Origin of the sequence: Arenimonas fontis, assembly GCF_008386465.1 — a bacterium.
Lineage (GTDB): Bacteria > Pseudomonadota > Gammaproteobacteria > Xanthomonadales > Xanthomonadaceae > Arenimonas > Arenimonas fontis.
Map to the genome: position 1 here is coordinate 26,810 of NZ_VUOD01000005.1, position 16,740 is coordinate 43,549.

13 protein-coding genes are annotated in these 16,740 nt (G+C 69.6%); 8 read left to right on the forward strand and 5 right to left on the reverse strand.

Going from position 1 to position 16,740, the window contains the following annotated elements; all coding sequences use genetic code 11:
- Positions 1-42: 42 nt before the first annotated feature.
- Complete coding sequence (locus F0415_RS07820; protein ID WP_149860658.1) at positions 43-696, forward strand: hypothetical protein; 654 nt, start codon at positions 43-45, stop codon at positions 694-696.
- Between the two features lie 86 nt (positions 697-782).
- On the opposite strand, the gene F0415_RS07825 is transcribed toward F0415_RS07820, so the two are convergent.
- The 3 genes from F0415_RS07825 to F0415_RS07835 all read right to left on the reverse strand — a co-directional run bounded on the left by F0415_RS07825 (position 783) and on the right by F0415_RS07835 (position 5,619).
- On the reverse strand, positions 783-2,975 hold the full coding sequence (locus F0415_RS07825; RefSeq protein ID WP_149860659.1) for a S9 family peptidase: 2,193 nt from the start codon (positions 2,973-2,975) through the stop codon (positions 783-785).
- 1 nt (position 2,976) lies between these two features.
- Entirely contained in the window at positions 2,977-5,076 is a 2,100-nt protein-coding gene (locus tag F0415_RS07830) for a prolyl oligopeptidase family serine peptidase (RefSeq protein WP_425457842.1), read from the reverse strand.
- An 87-nt stretch (positions 5,077-5,163) separates the two neighbouring features.
- Positions 5,164-5,619: a GNAT family N-acetyltransferase gene (locus tag F0415_RS07835; RefSeq protein WP_149860660.1), complete on the reverse strand. Its 456-nt coding sequence runs from the start codon at positions 5,617-5,619 to the stop codon at positions 5,164-5,166.
- A gap of 102 nt (positions 5,620-5,721) precedes the next feature.
- On the opposite strand from F0415_RS07835, the gene F0415_RS07840 reads away from it, so the two are divergent.
- Together F0415_RS07840 and F0415_RS07845 are read left to right on the forward strand one after the other, a co-directional pair.
- Complete coding sequence (locus F0415_RS07840; protein WP_149860661.1) at positions 5,722-7,206, forward strand: RimK family protein; 1,485 nt, start codon at positions 5,722-5,724, stop codon at positions 7,204-7,206.
- 189 nt (positions 7,207-7,395) lie between these two features.
- Positions 7,396-7,761: a hypothetical protein gene (locus F0415_RS07845; RefSeq protein ID WP_149860662.1), complete on the forward strand. Its 366-nt coding sequence runs from the start codon at positions 7,396-7,398 to the stop codon at positions 7,759-7,761.
- Here F0415_RS07845 and F0415_RS07850 read toward each other — a convergent pair.
- Together F0415_RS07850 and F0415_RS07855 are read right to left on the reverse strand one after the other, a co-directional pair.
- Positions 7,680-8,624: a patatin-like phospholipase family protein gene (locus F0415_RS07850; protein WP_149860663.1), complete on the reverse strand. Its 945-nt coding sequence runs from the start codon at positions 8,622-8,624 to the stop codon at positions 7,680-7,682. The two genes, F0415_RS07845 and F0415_RS07850, sit on opposite strands and share 82 nt — an antisense overlap.
- Complete coding sequence (locus F0415_RS07855) at positions 8,614-9,582, reverse strand: helix-turn-helix transcriptional regulator (protein ID WP_149860664.1); 969 nt, start codon at positions 9,580-9,582, stop codon at positions 8,614-8,616. Before F0415_RS07855 ends, F0415_RS07850 begins: the two co-directional genes overlap by 11 nt.
- Positions 9,583-9,697: 115 nt before the next feature.
- On the opposite strand from F0415_RS07855, the gene F0415_RS07860 reads away from it, so the two are divergent.
- The 5 genes from F0415_RS07860 to F0415_RS07880 are packed head-to-tail and all read left to right on the forward strand — an operon-like array spanning position 9,698 to position 16,667.
- Positions 9,698-10,258 (forward strand): LolA family protein, encoded by a 561-nt coding sequence (locus F0415_RS07860; RefSeq protein WP_149860665.1) that lies wholly within the window; start codon positions 9,698-9,700, stop codon positions 10,256-10,258.
- A gap of 22 nt (positions 10,259-10,280) precedes the next feature.
- Complete coding sequence (locus tag F0415_RS07865) at positions 10,281-13,199, forward strand: molybdopterin oxidoreductase family protein (RefSeq protein WP_149860666.1); 2,919 nt, start codon at positions 10,281-10,283, stop codon at positions 13,197-13,199.
- On the forward strand, positions 13,199-14,977 hold the full coding sequence (locus F0415_RS07870) for an SLC13 family permease (RefSeq protein ID WP_149860667.1): 1,779 nt from the start codon (positions 13,199-13,201) through the stop codon (positions 14,975-14,977). The genes F0415_RS07865 and F0415_RS07870 overlap by 1 nt, the downstream gene beginning before the upstream one ends.
- Entirely contained in the window at positions 14,977-15,735 is a 759-nt protein-coding gene (locus F0415_RS07875) for a 4Fe-4S dicluster domain-containing protein (protein ID WP_149860670.1), read from the forward strand. The genes F0415_RS07870 and F0415_RS07875 overlap by 1 nt, the downstream gene beginning before the upstream one ends.
- Positions 15,735-16,667 (forward strand): dimethyl sulfoxide reductase anchor subunit family protein, encoded by a 933-nt coding sequence (locus tag F0415_RS07880; protein WP_149860671.1) that lies wholly within the window; start codon positions 15,735-15,737, stop codon positions 16,665-16,667. Before F0415_RS07875 ends, F0415_RS07880 begins: the two co-directional genes overlap by 1 nt.
- Positions 16,668-16,740 lie beyond the last annotated feature (73 nt).

Here is a 16,740-nt window from a genome sequence, read left to right on the forward strand (position 1 = left end):
GAGTATAGTCCGTGCCAGGATTGCTGGCGTACGGAGCGGACGATGTCCTTGTCGGCTTGGCTGTGGTTGGGAATGCTGGTCCTGCTGGCCCTGGCGGTGCCGGCCTGGGGGCGTCGGCGCGGGCGCCGGCGCGGAGGGCCGGGCCCGGGCCGACGCCTGCTGGCGACCCTGCTGTTCCTGCTGGCCTTGGTGCTGGGGCTGGCCGGCGCCCTGATGCATTCCTGGCACTGGCTGCACGAGGACGTGCCGGTGGCGCAACTTTCACTGCGCCAGTTGGGCACGCAGTGGTACATCGGCCAGCTGCAGGTCGGCGACGGCCCGGTCCGCGAATACGAACTGCGTGGCGACGAATGGCAGCTCGATGCCCGCGTGCTGCGCTGGAACCTGCCCGGGCAACTGGCGGGACTGCGGCCGGTGTACCGGCTGGAGCGGCTGTCCGGCCGCTACGGCGATCCCAAGCAGGATCTGGCCGGCCAGCGCAGCGTGCACGACCTGCGCGAGGGCTGGGAAACCTGGCAGATCCGCCAGCGCATGCTGGCCGCCCTGCCCTTCGCCGACGCCCGCTGGGGCAGCGGCGCCTACCTGCCGATGCTGGACGGCGCCCGCTACGACGTCTTCCTCAGCCCGCGCGGCGGCCTGGTGGCCAAACCCGCAGACGCCCGCACCGAGGCGCTGCTGCGGGAGGCGGGGTGGTGATTTGCCGCCACGGACGAGCACGGACAAAGCGATGTCAGGTGGGCGTGCGCCGCGCTAACGGCAAGTGCGTCCTGCAGTGAATGTGTTCATCGGCGCGAATCCGCGTCAGCAACACCTCGCTCCGCCAGCCCCAGCTGCTGCAGCACGAAGGCGTATTCCTCGGCACGTTCGCGGTAGCGCTGGAAGCGGCCGGACTTGCCGCCGTGGCCGGCCTCCATGTTGATGCGGAACAGCAGCGGGTTGTCATCGGTCTTGCGCGCGCGCAGGCGCGCCACCCACTTCGCCGGCTCGAAGTACTGCACCTGACTGTCCCACAGGCCGGTGGTGACCAGCAGCGCCGGGTAGCCCTTGCGCTCGACGTTGTCATAGGGCGAATACGACAGCATGTACTCGTAGTAGACCGGATCGGCGGGATTGCCCCATTCGTCGTATTCGTTGGTGGTAAGCGGGATGGTTTCGTCCAGCATCGTCGTCACCACATCCACGAAGGGCACGTGCGCGACGATCACCCGGTACTTTTCCGGCGCCATGTTCGCCACCGCACCCATCAGCAGGCCGCCGGCGCTGCCGCCCATGGCCGCCACCCGGCCGGGTGCGGCATAACCCTCGGCGACCAGGAAATCGGTCACGTCAATGAAGTCGGTGAAGGTGTTGACCTTCTTCAGCAGCTTGCCGTCCTCGTACCACTGCCGGCCCATCTCCTGGCCGCCGCGGACGTGGGCGATGGCGTAGACGGCGCCGCGGTCCACCAGGCTGATCACGTTGGCATTGAACGCCGGGGACGTGCTGGAGCCGTAGGAGCCGTAGGCATACTGGTAGAGGGCGGCCGTGCCGTCGCGCCGGAAGTCCTTGCGGTGCAGCACGGTCACCGGGATGCGGGTGCCGTCGCGGGCCGTGGCCCAGATCCGCTGTGCCGCGTACTTCGACTTGTCGTAGCCCGGCACCGGCTGTTCCTTGAGCAGCCGGCGCTCGCCGGTCTTCACGTTCAGCTCGAAGGTGCTGGCCGGGGTGGTCGGCGAGGTGTAGGTGTAGCGCAGCCACTCGGTCTCCGGTTCGGCGTTCACCGCCAGGCCCATGGCATAGACGTTCTCGTCGGCGGCGACGAAGGCCTCGCGGCCGTCGTCGTGGCGCAGCCGCACCCGGTCCAGGCCGCCACTGCGCTCCTGGATGGCCATGAAGCCGTCGAACAGTTCGAAGCCGGAGATCAGCACGTCCGGCGAATGCGGCACCAGCTCGCGCCACAGGTTCCGGTCGCCCCAGGGCTGGCCGTCTGCCAGGCTCATGAGGCGGAAATTCTGTGCCTCCCAGTTGGTGTTGATCACCCAGCGGCCGGCGTAGTGGTCGGCCTGGTACTCGATGTCGCGCTGGCGCGGCGCCAGCACCCTCCACTCGCCCGGTCTGGCGGCCTCGGTGCAGCGCATCTCCGAGGACACCGTGCTTTCCACGCCGATGCACAGGTAGCGGTCGGAGCGGGTCCGGCCGATGCCCATGTAGAAACTGTCGTCCGGCTCCTCGTAAACCAGCCGGTCGGCGTCGGTCGGCGTGCCCAGCACGTGTGCCTTGACCCGCTTGCCGAGCAGGGTTTCGCGGTCGTTCTCGATGTAGTAGAGGGTGCGGCCGTCGTCGCCCCACATCAGGTCGGCGGAGGCGCCGGCGATGCTGTCGGACAGGATCTCCCCGGTCTCCAGGTCCTTGACCCGGAGCACGTACTGACGCCGGCCGACCGTATCCTCGGCCCAGGCCACCAGGCGGCCGTCCTCGCTGACCTCGTAATTGGCCAGCTGGAAAAAGTTCTTGCCCTCAGCCATCACGTTGACGTCGAACAGCACCTGTTCCGGCGCGTCCAGGCTGCCCTTGCGACGGGCGTGGATCGGGTACTCCTTCCCGGTCTCGTAGCGGGTGTAGTACCAGTAGCCGTCCTCGAGGTAGGGCACGCTGGAATCGTCCTGCTTCACCCGGCCGACCAGCTCCTGGTAGAGCCGCTCCTCCAGGCCCTCCAGCGGCGCCAGCACGGCATCGGCGTAGGCGTTCTCGGCGCGCAGGTAGGCCAGCACCTCCGGGTCTTCGCGCTTGTCGTCGCGCAGCCAGTAGTACTCGTCCTGGCGTACGGCGCCGTGCGGCGCGCGCACCTCGTAGGGCTTCCTGGCCGCCACCGGCGCGGCTGGCGCTGGCGCCGGTTCGTGCAACTCGTGTCCGCAACAGGCCGGTTGCGGCGGCTGGCTGGCGCAGGCCGCCAGGCCGGCGGCGATCAGGGCGGAGGTCAGCAGGGCAAGGCGCATGTCATTTCCCCTCGAACAGGCGCTGCTTCAGGAAGGTGTAGGCCAGAGCGTTCATGTGCGCCGACTGGGCGTTGTTGGCGGCACCGCCGTGCCCGCCCTCGATGTTCTCGTAGTAGGTGACGTCATGGCCCTGTTCCATCATTCGCGCCGTCATCTTGCGGGCGTGGCCCGGATGCACGCGATCGTCGCGGGTGGAGGTGGTGAACAGCACCGGCGGGTAGTCCACCTGGGCGCTGACGTTCTGGTAGGGCGAGTACTTGCGCAGGAAGGCCCACTCCTCCGGCTTGTCCGGGTCGCCGTACTCGGCCATCCAGGACGCGCCGGCCAACAGCCTGTGATAGCGCTTCATGTCCAGCAGCGGCACCTGGCAGACCACGGCACCGAACAGCTGCGGGTACATCACCATCATGTTGCCGACCAGCAGGCCGCCGTTGCTGCCGCCGCGGATGCCAAGCCGCCGCGGCGAGGTCACCTTGCGGGCGATCAGGTCCTCGGCGACCGCGGCGAAGTCCTCGTAGGCCTTGTTGCGGTTGGCCTTGAGCGCGGCCTGGTGCCAATCCGGCCCGTACTCGCCACCGCCGCGGATGTTTGCCACGACGTAGACGCCGCCTTCGGACAGCCAGGCCCGGCCGACCACGGCCGAATAGCCTGGCGTGAGCGAGACCTCGAAACCGCCATAGCCGTACAGCAGGGTCGGGTTGTCGCCGTCCGGCTTCAGGCCCTTGGGCGCGACCATGAAGTAGGGCACGCGTGTGCCGTCGCGGCTGGTGGCGAAGTGCTGGCTGATCTCCAGGCCCTCGGCCGGGAAGAACGCAGGCAGCTGTTTCAGCTTCTCGGGGGTTTGGCCGACCGTGCCCAGGTACAACGCAGTCGGGGTCAGGAAGTCGGTGACGGTCATGAAGAAGTCGTTCGATTCCTCCGGATCCACGGCCCAGGCGTTGACGCTGCCGAACTCCGGCGCGCCCTTCAGCGGCTCGCGGCTCCAGCCGTCCGGGCCGGGCCTGAGCACGTACAGGCGGTTCTTCACGTCGTCCAGGACGTTGAGGATGACGTAGTCGCGGGTTTCGGCGGCGCCGGCCAGCGAGGTGGTCGGCGTCGGTTCGAACAGGACATCGAAATCGCGGTCGCCGGCCAGAAAGGCGTCGAGCCTGATGGCCAGCAACGAGCCGGCCGGATACTCGCGGTCGCCCGGCTTCCACGGCTCGCGCAGCTGCAGGCTCAGCCATTCGCGATAGGCGCCCTTCTCGGCGCTGTCGGGTACGTCCAGCTTGGTCAGCTTGCCGTCGCGGACCAGGTAGAGCTCGTTGCTGTAGAAGGTGGTCGCCCGGTACACCCAGTCGCGCTCGAAGCCCGGAGTGTGGTCGTGGTAGGCGCCGATGCTGATGTCGCTGGCATGGCCCTCGTACAGCAGCCTGGCTTCGTCCATCGGCGTGCCCCGCTTCCAGATCCGGACGGTGCGCGGGTAGCCGGAGTCGGTCATCGAGCCCGGGCCGAAATCGGTGGCGACATAGACGGTGTCGCGGTCTATCCAGCCCAGGCTGCCCTTGGCCTCGGGCCGCTCGAAGCCGCCCTCGACGAAAGCCTTGTCCACCAGGTCGAACTCGCGGGTGACAGTGGCGTCGGCGCCGCCGCGCGACAGCGCCAGCAGGCAGCGCCGGTATTCCGGCCGCAGGCAGTCGGCGCCCTTCCAGACCCAGTTCACGCCCTCGGCCTTGCCCAGGGCGTCCAGGTCCAGCAGCACTTCCCAGCGCGGTTCGTCCTTCCGGTACTCCTCCGCGGTGGTGCGGCGCCAGATGCCCTGCGGGTTCTGCTGGTCCTGCCAGAAGTTGTAGTAGTACCCGCCCATCTTCGAGACGAAGGGGATGCGGGCATCGGAATCGAGGATGGCCAGCAGGTCCGAGCGCAACTGCTGGAAACCCGGGGCACTGGCGATCGCCGCCTCCGACTCGGCATTGCGGGCGCGCACCCAGTCCAGGGCCTCGTCGCCCTCGACGTCTTCGAGCCAGAGGTAGGGATCGTCCCGGGATTCGGTCATGGTCGGGGTCTGGGCCAGTAGCGCCGCGGGCGCGGCGACGAGGGTGCCGGCGGTCAGCCAGGCCAGGACGGTCGGTCGCATCGGTTCGCCTCTGCGGTTGAGCGGACTGCCGAAGCTAACACGCGCCTCCCGGGCCGGGCCGTAGGCCCAAAGTCATGGCCCCTGCCAGCGCCGGGCGTAACGCCAGCCGTTGCCGCCGTCCTGGTAGTAGCCCGGCAGCGCCGCCAGGCGGCGATAGCCGGCCGCTTCGTAGAGGGCGATGGCGGCGCCGTTGTCCGCGCGCACTTCTAGGCGCAGACCGTCCCGGCCGGCGGCCCTTGCCTGGCGTTCGGCATCAGCCAGCAGCCGGCGTCCCAGGCCGCGGCCGCGCTCGGCGGGGTCCACCGCGATCGAGTACAGCCGGGCCCAGGCGCTGCCCCGGCGCAGCAGCAGCAGGTAGTAGCCCAGCACTCGCCCGCCCCCGGCCAGCACCCGCAGGCGGGCGTTCGGACTGGCCAGGTGCCGACGGAAACTGCGCGGCGACAAGCGGTCGCCCGGAAACCGGGCCTCCAGCGCCAGCAGTGCCGGCAGGTCGGCGGCGCGGGCTGAACGGAGACGGGCGGCGGGCATGGCCGCAGTCTATTAAGGCGGCAGGCACCGGTAGAAGATAGGCGCCCGTGGGCGGCGCGGCCGGTGCGCCCACCTCCCGTCCGCCGGCCAACCGCAAACGTCATGAGCCGCCTCGTCATCGTCGTCGAAAAGCCATCCGACTGGGGCGCCCTGCACCCCTCCGCCGACGTGGTCGCCGCCGCCGACTATCTGCGCGGCGCCGCCGGCAACGAAAGCGAACGCACCCAGGTGATCAACCTGTGCCGCAGTTACAAGTACCTGGGCACCGGCTACTACGTCTCGCTGCTGGCCGAGGCGCGCGGGCACAAGGTGATCCCCAGCGTTCGCACCATCAACGACCTGCGCCGGCGCTCGCTGTATGGCCTGGACATCGAGGACCTGAATGCCCGGCTTGGCAGGTTCTTGCCGGCCGGCTCGCGCGACACCGCCGACTTCAGTCTGCTGGTCTATTTCGGCCGTACCACCCACGGACCGCTCGAGGACCTGGCGCAGCAGGTGTTCGAAACCTTTCCCTGCCCGATCCTGCGCATCGAGTTCGAACGGCAGCGGGTCTGGCAGATCGCCGCGATCAGGCCGGCCGGCCTGCACACGCTTTCCGACGCACAGGAAGACGCCTTTGCCGAAGCCCTGGATGCCTTCAGCCGCAAGCTGTGGCGGCGGCCACGGGCCCGGCGCAAGTACCGCTACGACCTGGCCATGCTGCAGGACCCGGCCGAGGCCATGCCACCCTCCAATCGCAAGGCACTCAAGCGGTTCATCGCCGCCGGCAAGGACCTCGACATCGAGGTGGACCCGATCGGCAAGCGCGATTTCGCCCGCCTGGCCGAATACGATGCCTTGTTCATCCGCGAAACCACTGCGATAGACAATCACACCTACCGTTTCGCGCACCGGGCCGAGCGCGAGGACATGGTGGTGATCGACGACCCTGGCTCGATCCTGCGCTGCACCAACAAGATCTACCTGCGCGACCGCCTGCACGGCCGCAAGCTGCCGACGCCGCGCACCGAAATCGTGTTCCGCGACGACGCCGCCCGCCTGGCCGCCCTGCCCGACCTGCTGGGGTTGCCGCTGGTGCTGAAGATTCCCGACGGCAGCTTTTCCCGCGGCATCCACAAGGTGGAAACGACGGAGCAGCTGCGGGCGGTGGCCGAGCGGCTTTTCCAGCAGACTGCGCTGCTGCTGGCCCAGGAATACGTCTATACCGAGTTCGACTGGCGCATCGGCGTGCTGGCCGGCGAGCCGCTGTACGCCTGCCAGTACTTCATGTCGCGCGGGCACTGGCAGATCTACGACCACGCCGCCAAGGGCGGGGTGCGCTCAGGCGGGTTCCGTACGCTGCCGGTGCGCGAGGCGCCTTCGGAGGTGGTCCGTCTGGCGACGCGGGCGGCCAATGCGATCGGAAACGGGCTCTACGGCGTCGATCTCAAGGTGGTGAAGGAGCGGACGGTCATCATCGAGGTCAACGACAATCCCAGCATCGACGCCGGCGTCGAGGACGCCTACCTGGGCGAGGATCTCTACCGCCGCATCATGTCCGAGTTCCTCCGCCGGCTGGAGCGCAAGCGGCTCGGCGTTCGCGACTGACTTCTCCTGCGCTGCGGGTGGGATTGCCGGGTGGAGGCGGAGTGCCGGGCCCTCGGCCCGGGCGTGCGGCTGCCTCGGTGGAGGTGGCGCAACGAGCGCCGGCGACCCGCCCACGGCAGTCCGGCGACCGTCTCGGGCGGTGAGACGAAGCCCCGGCAGGCTGGGATGGTCATCAGCGGAGACAGCCCCATGAACCGGAACGGCAACGACGCGACTCCCTCCCCCGACCCGCGCATCGCCAACGCCCTCTGGCACTGGCTGGCACTCGGCGCACTGGCCCTGCTGATGCTGCCGCCGACCCGCGGCGAACTGCCCTGGCTGGGCAGCGGGCCGTTCTGGCTGTTGTCGGCGCCGGCGGCGGCGCTTGCGGTTCTGTACCGTGGCGTCCTGGCGGCGGCGTGGCGTGCGCACCTCGTCCGCGACACGCCACGCCGTCGCCGGCACGCCCGGGGCCACCAGGCCCGGCGACGGACTCACAGGCCAGCGGCGTCCAGTGCCTTCTCGGCGGCCTCGCGGCCACGTTCGGCCAGCTCCCTGGCACGCCAGAACTCGTAGAAGGTCGCGGTATCGCGCGGCAGGCGAACCACCAGATCCGGCGGATCCTGGGCCAGGTGCAGGCGGGCCATGTGCGACTGCATGGTGTCCAGGGCCCGCGACATCAGGTCCATCACGCCACGGTCCTTGGCGGTGGCCCTGGCCGGACCGGACCTGGCCAGGCTTTCCCAGATCGCCGCCATGCGTTCGCGCAACGAGGCCGGCCCTCCCTCGCCGGCGCCGTCGGCGCCCTCGCCGTTGCCGGGGCCCGCATCCACTTCCTCATGGCGCGGCTCCAGCCCGCGTTGCAGGCGGGCCGGCTGGCCGCTGACGTCCACCGCGATCACCAGGTCGGCCTGCATCTGCCGGGTGGCCGCCACCGGTACCGGCGCCAGCAGGCCGCCGTCCACCAGCTCGCGGCCATTCAGGCGCTTGGGCGTGAACACCATCGGGATGGCGATCGAGGCGCGAATGGCGTCGAACAGCTTGCCGCGGGTCAGCCAGACTTCGCGCTGGCTGTCCAGGTCGGTGGCGACCGCGATGAAAGGAATCGGCAGCTCCTCGATCAGGTGTTCGCCGACCAGTTCGCGCATGGCCGCGATCACCTTGTCGCCACGGATCAGGCCGGGATAGCCGAAAGCGAAATCAAGCAAGCGCAACACGTCGCCGCGTTCCAGGGTGCAAACCCAGTCCCGATACGCCTGCAGCCGGCCGGCGGCGTGGATGCCGCCGACCAGGGCCCCCATCGAGGCACCGGCCACGCCGGCGACCTGGTAGCCGCGCGCCTGCAGAGCCTCGATCACGCCGATGTGGGCCAAGCCGCGGGCGCCGCCGGCGCCCAGCACCAGGGCGACGCGCCGACCCTTGTCCGGCTCAGCGCTCATAGGTGGCCAGGGCCAGCTGGAGCAGGGTGCGGGCCTGTTCGCGCAGGGCCGCCGGCGCCACCACTTCGGCGTCGGCGCCGTAACGCAACACGTCCATCAGCAGTTCCCTGGACTGGCTGTAGGGCACCTTCAGTTCATAGCGGCCATCGGCCAGAAAACGCCCTTCCTGCTTGCCGTGCCAGTGCTCGTCCGCCACCCAACGCGCGGCCTTGGCCGAGAAGACGATGGTCGCCACCGCCTTTGGCGTGCCGGAGAAGATGCCGTAGCTGGAGGCCAGGTGCTGGTTGAGCTCCTCGTCGGGCAGGTCGCGGGCGACCTCGTCCAGCATGCGGGCGTTCTGCACACGGTCCACCGAAAAGCTGCGCAGGCCCTCGCGCTCGTGGTCCCACGCGTCCAGGTACCAGTTGTCCTTGTAGTGGGTCAGGCGCTGCGGCGAAACCCTGCGATGGGTACGTTCGTTGGTGGAGCGCGCCAGGTAATCGAACTCCAGCTGGCGCCGGTCCAGCACGGCGCTGGCGACAGTGCGGAAGGCGGCCTCGTCGCGTCGGCGCACACCACTGGCGATCACCCGCACCCGTTCCACCGGCCAGCGCTTGCCGCCGGCCTGCTGGGCCAGCAGGCTTTCGATGCGGCCGCGCAGCGGCGCCAGCGCCGTGGACAGCACGCCATCGCCGGTGCGCACCAGCAGCTGGTGGGCGGCCAGCAGGGCGTGCAGTTCGTCGGAGCTCAGCCACAGGCCGGGCAGCTCGAAGCGGCCGGCTTCCTTCTCGTCGTAACGGATGCGGCCCTCGCCCACGCTTTCCACCGGCGCCGCCAAGGCATCGCGCAGGAAGGCGATGTCGCGGTACAGCGTGGCCCGGGAGCAGCCCAGGTCCTGCATCAGGGTCTGGATGGACACCCCGTAGCGCGAGGATTTCAGGGTGCGGTGCAGGGCGAGGATGCGCTCGTAGCGGTCCATGGCGGGAAGGGCTGGCGGCCGGGTGGGGGCATGTAGAATGGCACCGCCCACCGGGCCTTTCAAAGGCAAGCGCCTTTCGGGGCCAGGGGCCTTTCGAAGCCGCGGAGAAAACGCCATGCGCCTGCGTCTGTTCGCCTGCCTGCTGCTGTGCCCGTTCGCCTTGCCCGTCCTGGCCGGTCCCCGCGAGGAACTGACGGCGGCCTGGGCCAAGTTCATCCAGCTGGAGGCCTTTCGGGCCGAAGTCCGGAGCGCCGGCGACGACAGGCTGAGCGCCCGCATGAGCTTCCGTGCGCCGGACCGGTTCCGGATCGAGGTGGACAATGCCCCTGGCATGATCATCATCGGCAACACCGCCTACATGAACATGGGCGCCGGCTGGATGAGCGTGCCGGTGCCGGTGGCGGACATGACCCGGAAGTATCGCGACGATTCCGTGCTGGAACAGGCCGCGAAGATGCAAGTCGAGGCTTTGGGCGAAGACCGCCTGGACGGCGAACCGGTGCGCAAGTACCGCTACACCACGCCCGACAGCCCGAACACCCGCCAGGTGGCCTGGGTGTCACAGGACAGCGGCTACGTGCTGCAGATCGAAGTGGACGGCGAAGGCAGGGACGACGTGGTGATCCGTTACCGCGACTTCAACGACCCGGGCATCCGCATCGAAGCACCGCGCTGAGCACCGCTTCCCGTCCGCGGCGATGACCGAACCCGCGCTGGACCTGCAACGGCCGGTCGGCGACCAGGTTCGCCGGACCACCTGCTACATGTGCGCCTGCAGGTGCGGCATCAACGTGCACCTTCGCGACGGCCAGGTGCGCTACATCGAGGGCAACCCCGAGCATCCGGTGAACCGGGGCGTGCTTTGCGCCAAGGGCTCGGCTGGCATCATGCAGCACTATTCGCCGGCGCGGCTGCGCAAGCCGATGAAGCGGGTGGGCGAGCGCGGCGAGAACCGCTTCCAGGAGATTTCCTGGGACGAAGCCCTGGAGATCGCAACCGCCTGGCTGCGCGAGGCCCGCGAGAAGGATCCCGACCGCCTGGCCTTCTTCACCGGCCGCGACCAGAGCCAGGCCCTGACCGGCTGGTGGGCGCAGCAATACGGCACCGTCAACTACGCCGCCCACGGCGGGTTCTGCTCGGTGAACATGGCGGCTGGCGGCCTGTACACGCTCGGTGGCAGTTTCTGGGAATTCGGCGAACCGGACTGGGAGCACACGAAATACCTGATGCTCTGGGGCGTGGCCGAGGACCACGACTCCAACCCGATCAAGCTCGGGCTGGGCCGGCTGAAGGCGCGCGGCGCCAAGATCGTGGCGGTGAACCCGGTGCGCACCGGCTATGGCGCGGTGGCCGACGAATGGCTCGGCATCCGCCCCGGCAGCGACGGCCTGCTGGCTTTCGCCCTGATCCACGAGCTGCTGAAGGCCGATCGCGTGGATCTGGACTACCTGGTGCGCTACACCAATGCGCATTGGCTGGTGCTGGACAACCCGGGCGGCGCCGACGACGGCCTGTTCGCCCGTGACGGGCAGGGGCGGGTGCTTTGCTGGGATCGGGGCAGCCCTCCGCCCGGGCCCCTGTCCGGCGAGGGGGAGGGGGAGAATGACCAAGGCCCCTCTCCCCCCGCGGGAAACGGCCCGGGGAGAGGAGGCGCGCCCGCACCGGCCGAGGCCACCGGCATCCATCCGGCCATCGTCGGCGACTACACCCTGCCCGACGGCCGCCGCGCCCGTCCCGTGTTCCACCTGGTGGCCGAACGCTACCTCGATCCGCAGTATGCGCCCGAGGCCGTCGCCGGGCGCTGTGGGCTGCCGGCCGCGACCATCCGCCGGCTCGCCCGCGAGATCGCCGCCGCGGCCTTCGACGATCCGGTGGTGATAGAACAGCCCTGGACCGACGCGCACGGCGTCGAGCACCCGCGCATGCTCGGCCGCCCGGTGGCCTTCCACGCCATGCGCGGCATCAGTGCCCACAGCAACGGCTTCCATACCTGCCGCGCCCTGCACCTGCTGCAACTGTTGCTGGGCGCGGTGGACACGCCGGGCAGCTTCCGATTCCAGCCGCCCTACCCGCGGCCGATACCGCCGGCCAACCGGCCGGGCAAGACACGCAAGCCCGACGGCACGCTCGGCGCCGCACCGCTGGGTTTCATCCACGGTCCGGAAGACCTGCTGGTGGACGAACAGGGCCAGCCCCGCCGCATCGACCATGCCTATAGCTGGCGCTACCCGCTGGCCGTGCACGGCATGATGCACACCCTGATCCGCAATGCCTGGGCGGCGGATCCGGCGCCGGTGGACGTGCTGTTCCTGTTCATGGCCAACATGGCCTGGAACTCGGCCATGAATACCCGCGAAACCATCGCCTGGCTGACCGACCGACGCGAGGACGGCAATTACCGCATCCCCCGCATCATCTATTCGGACGCCTACGCCAGCGAGATGGTCGCCTATGCCGACCTGGTGCTGCCCGACACCACCTACCTGGAACGTTTCGACGCCATATCGCTGCTGGACCGGCCGATCTCCGATGCCGACGCCGCCGCCGACGCCATCCGCTGGCCGGTGCTGGACCCGGCCGCACAGGCCGAAGGCCGCGACGTGCGCGGCTTCCAGTCGGTGCTGATCGAGCTGGGGGCGCGCCTGGGCCTGCCCGGCCTGGTCAGGGAGGACGGCAGCCCGCGCTACCGCGACTACGCCGACTACATCGTCCACCACGAGCGCGCGCCCGGCGTGGGCCTGCTGGCGGGCTGGCGCGGCGACGGCAGCGCCCACGGCAAGGGCGCGCCGAATCCGCGGCAGCTGGAGCACTACCAGCGGCACGGCGGCTTCTGGCAGGCACCGGTGCCGGCACGCGGCCGCTACTTCAAGATGGCCAATGCCGACTACCTGCGCTGGGCCCGCGACATGGGCTTCATCGGCGACGACGCGCCGATCGTGCTGCAGCTGTATTCGGAAACCCTGCAGAAGTTCCGCCTGGCCGCCCGCGGCCATGGCCCGGTACGACCGCCGGCAGCCGAGCGCGCGCGGGTGGAACGCTACTTCGACCCGCTGCCGTTCTGGTACGAGCCCTTCGAGGGCGAGCAGGCCGGCCATGTTCGTTATCCGCTCAGCGCCATCACCCAGCGGCCGCCCTTCATGTACCACGCCTGGGGTTCGCAGAACGCCTGGCTGCGCCAGATCATGACCCGCAACCTGCTGTTCCTGCACCCGGACACCGCCGCCCGGCTCGGCCTGGCCGATGGCGACTGGGCACATGTGGATTCGCACCACGGCCGCATCACCGTGCCGGTGAAGCTGGCCGGAAACGTGCAGCCGGACACCGTCTGGACCTGGAACGCGATCGGCAAGCGCCGCGGCGCCTGGAAGCTGGCCCCGGAGGCGCCGGAAGGACGGCAGGGGTTCCTGCTCAACCACCTGATCTCGGACCGGCTGCCGGACGCCGCTGCCGCCAATGCCGACCCGGTCACCGGCCAGGCCGCCTGGTTCGACCTGCGGGTGGCGGTGTCGCGCGCCGAGGCGCCGGCCGACGGCGCCCAGCCGCAGTTCCCCGCCCTGGGCGATGGTCCGGCCGAGGCCGGCCCGCTACGCTACGGGGCCAGGTTCCGGAGCCGCTGATGTCCACCGAAGCCCTGCTCACCCTCGCCGTGCTGGCCGGTGCGGTCTACCTGTTCGTCACCGAGAAGCTGCCGGTGGACGTGGTGGCCATGCTGGTGCTGGCCGGCCTGCTGGTGCTGGGCCTGGTGAGCCCGGCCGAGGCCCTGAGCGGTTTCAGCTCCGAGGCCACCATCACCGTCGCGGCCATGTTCATCCTCAGCGCCGGCCTGGCGCACACGGGCGCCGTGGCTTCGCTGGGCCGGCTGCTGGCGCGGGTGCGCCGGCCCTGGCTGTTCATGCTGCTGCTGATGGTGGTGATCGGCCCGGTCTCGGCCTTCGTCAACAACACCGCCGCGGTGGCGGTGTTGCTGCCGCTGGTGCTGGCGGCGACCTCGGCCAACGGGCAATCGCCCTCGCAGGTGCTGATCCCGATGTCCTACGCGGCACAGATGGGCGGCGTCTGCACCCTGATCGGCACCTCGACCAACCTGCTGGTGAACTCGATCGCCAAGGACCTGGGCCATTCCGGGTTCCAGCTGTTCGATTTCACCCCGCTGGGCATGATCACCATGGGGGCAGGCTTCGTCTACCTGATGGCGGCCAGGCGCTGGCTGCTGCCGCACCATCCGCCGGCGCCGCTGACCGAAGCCTATGGCCTGGGCAAGTACATCACCGAGCTGCGCGTGATGTCCGGTTCGCCGCTGATCGGCAAGTCGGTGGCGCAGAGCAAGCTGGCGCAGAAGCATTCTGTCTACGTGCTGGAGCTGATCCGCGGCGAGGAAAAGCACTGGTCGCCGCGGGCCGAACTGCTGCGCGAGGGCGACGTGCTGCTGGTGCGCGGCGACTGGGAGAAACTCAACGAACTCAAGGACAACGCCAAGCTGGAGCTGGAGCCCGAGTTCAAGCTGCAGGACACCCAGTTCTCCGGCGAGGATGGCGAGCAGGCGCAGGTGTTGCTGGAAGCGATGGTGGCTCCGGGCTCGCGTTTTGCCGGCCAGACCCTGCAGGAACTGGACTTCCACTGGCACTACAACGCCACCGTACTGGCGGTGCACCGGCGCGGCGAAGTACTGCGCGAGAAGATAAAGGACGTGCGCCTGAGCATCGGCGACGTGTTGCTGCTGCTGGTCCCCAAGGCCGACCTGGCGGTGCTGCGCGGCAACGAGAACCTGGTGATCCTGAACGAACACGACGACGCCCGGCCCGAGCGCGGCAAGGCCCTGCTGGCCATCGCCATCGTCGCCAGCGCGATCACCGTGGCGGGCGTGGGGCTGCTGCCGATCGTGGCCGCCGCCATCCTCGGCGGCATCGCCCTGGTCGCCACCCGCTGCATTGGCAACGACCAGGCCTACCAGGCCGTGGACTGGCGGGTGATCGTGCTGTTGGCCGGCGTCATCCCGCTGGGCATCGCCATGCAGAAATCCGGCCTGGCCCAGGGCATCGCCGACCTGGCCCTGGGCGGGGTCGGCCGGTTCGGGCCGCTGGCGGTACTGGCCGCCATCTACCTGCTGACCGCGGTACTGACCGAAGTGATGAGCAACAATGCGGCGGCGGTGTTGATCACCCCGATCGCCTACTCCACGGCATTGGCGATGGGGGTCAGCCCGACCCCGTTCCTGGTGGCGGTGGCCTTCGCCGCCTCCACCAGTTTCGCCACCCCCGTCGGTTACCAGACCAACACCATGGTCTACAACGCCGGCAACTACCGTTTCTCCGACTTCCTGCGCATGGGCGTACCGCTGAACATCCTGTTCTGGGTGCTGGCCGTGATCTTCATTCCGCGGCTGTTCCCGTTCTGATGACCGGCCTGCCTGCCAACCCGAGCGGCCGCAAGCTTGGCCTGGTGATCGACCTGGACACCTGCGTCGGCTGCCATGCCTGCGCGGTGGCCTGCAAGGAATGGAATGCCGGCGGTATCGCCGGGCCGCTCAGCGACGAACAACCCTACGGCACGGAACCCTCCGGCGTCTGGTTCAACCGGGTCCATTCCTACGAGCTCGAAGGCACGGACACGCAGCCGGCCATGACCCTGCACTTCCCACGCAGCTGCCTGCACTGCGAGCAGCCCGCCTGCGTCACCGTCTGCCCGACCGGCGCCAGCTACAAGCGGGCCGAAGACGGCATCGTGCTGGTGGACGAGGACAGGTGCATCGGCTGCAAGCTGTGCAGCTGGGCTTGTCCCTACGGGGCCCGCGAGTACGACGCGGTCGAGGGCGTGATGAAGAAGTGCACGCTGTGCGTGGACCGCATCTACAACGAAACCATTCCCGCAGGCTCGCGCCAGCCGGCCTGCGTGCAGGCCTGCCCCACCCGCGCCCGCCACTTCGGCGACCTGGGCGATCCGGATTCGGCGGTGTCGCGCCTGGTGGCCGAGCGCGGTGGCACGGTGCCAATGCCCGAACTGGGTTACGCCCCGGTCAATCGCTATCTGCCGCCGCGCCCGCGCCGGGCCGGCAGCCCGGACGAGGCGGCAGCCGATGGCGAGCCGGAGCAAGCCCTGGACGGCAGCCGGCTCAATCCGCTGCTGCGCTGGCTGGACCGCGCCCTGAGCCGCTGATGCATCCCTCGTTTTCGGTCATTTTCTTCACCACCCTGTCGGGCCTGGGCTACGGCCTGTGGATCTGGTCGGCGACGGCGCTGTTGCATTACGGCAGCCAGCGCGGCGTGCACTACCTGCTGCCTCTGGCCCTGGGTGTGCTGCCGGTCACAGCCGGGCTGCTCAGCTCGACCCTGCACCTGGGCCGGCCGTTGCGGGCCTGGCGCGCCTTCAGCCAGTGGCGCAGCAGCTGGCTGTCGCGCGAAGGCGTGCTGGCGGTGCTGGCCTTTCTGCCTTGGGCCTTCGTGGTGGGCTCGGCCCTGTTCGGCCAGGGCGTGCCGGCCTGGGCGATGAAGACGGCCCTGGTCGCGCTGGTGCTGCTGTCGCTGGCCACCCTGGTGTGCACGGCGATGATCTACGCCTCGCTCAAGCCCATTCCGGCCTGGCGGCACTGGGCGGTGCTGCCGGCCTACCTCGGCTTCGCCCTGCTCACCGGCGGCCTGGCCGCAGTCGCCCTGTACGCGCGCTCGGAATGGCCCGGGACGCTGGCGCAGTACGGATTGCCGGCCCTGGCCCTGCTGCTGGGCGGGCTGAAGTGGCGTTACTGGCGCGACATCGACCGCGGACCGCTGCCGGCCGGGCGCGCCTCGGCCCTGGGCCTGCCGGCCGGGCGCGAGATCCGTGTGTTCGAGCGGCCGCATACCGAAGCCAACTTCATCACCCGCGAGATGGGCTTCGTGCTTGCGCGCAAGCACGGGCGGCGGCTTCGGGCCATCGCCCTGCTGCTGTTCGCCGGCCTGCCGGCCCTGCTTGGCCTGCTGGCCTTCCTGCCGGCCTCGGGGCCGAGCGCGCCGCTGCTCGGCCTGGCCGCCGGCTGCGCCCTGCTGGGCGCGATCGTGGAGCGTTGGCTGTTTTTCGCCCAGGCCCGACACCTGGTGACCCTGTATTACTGAATTACTGAGCGGGCGGCCGGGCCTGTGCGGCATGCGCCCGTCCCGGGACATGCCGGTTGGCCGGCGGCCCGGC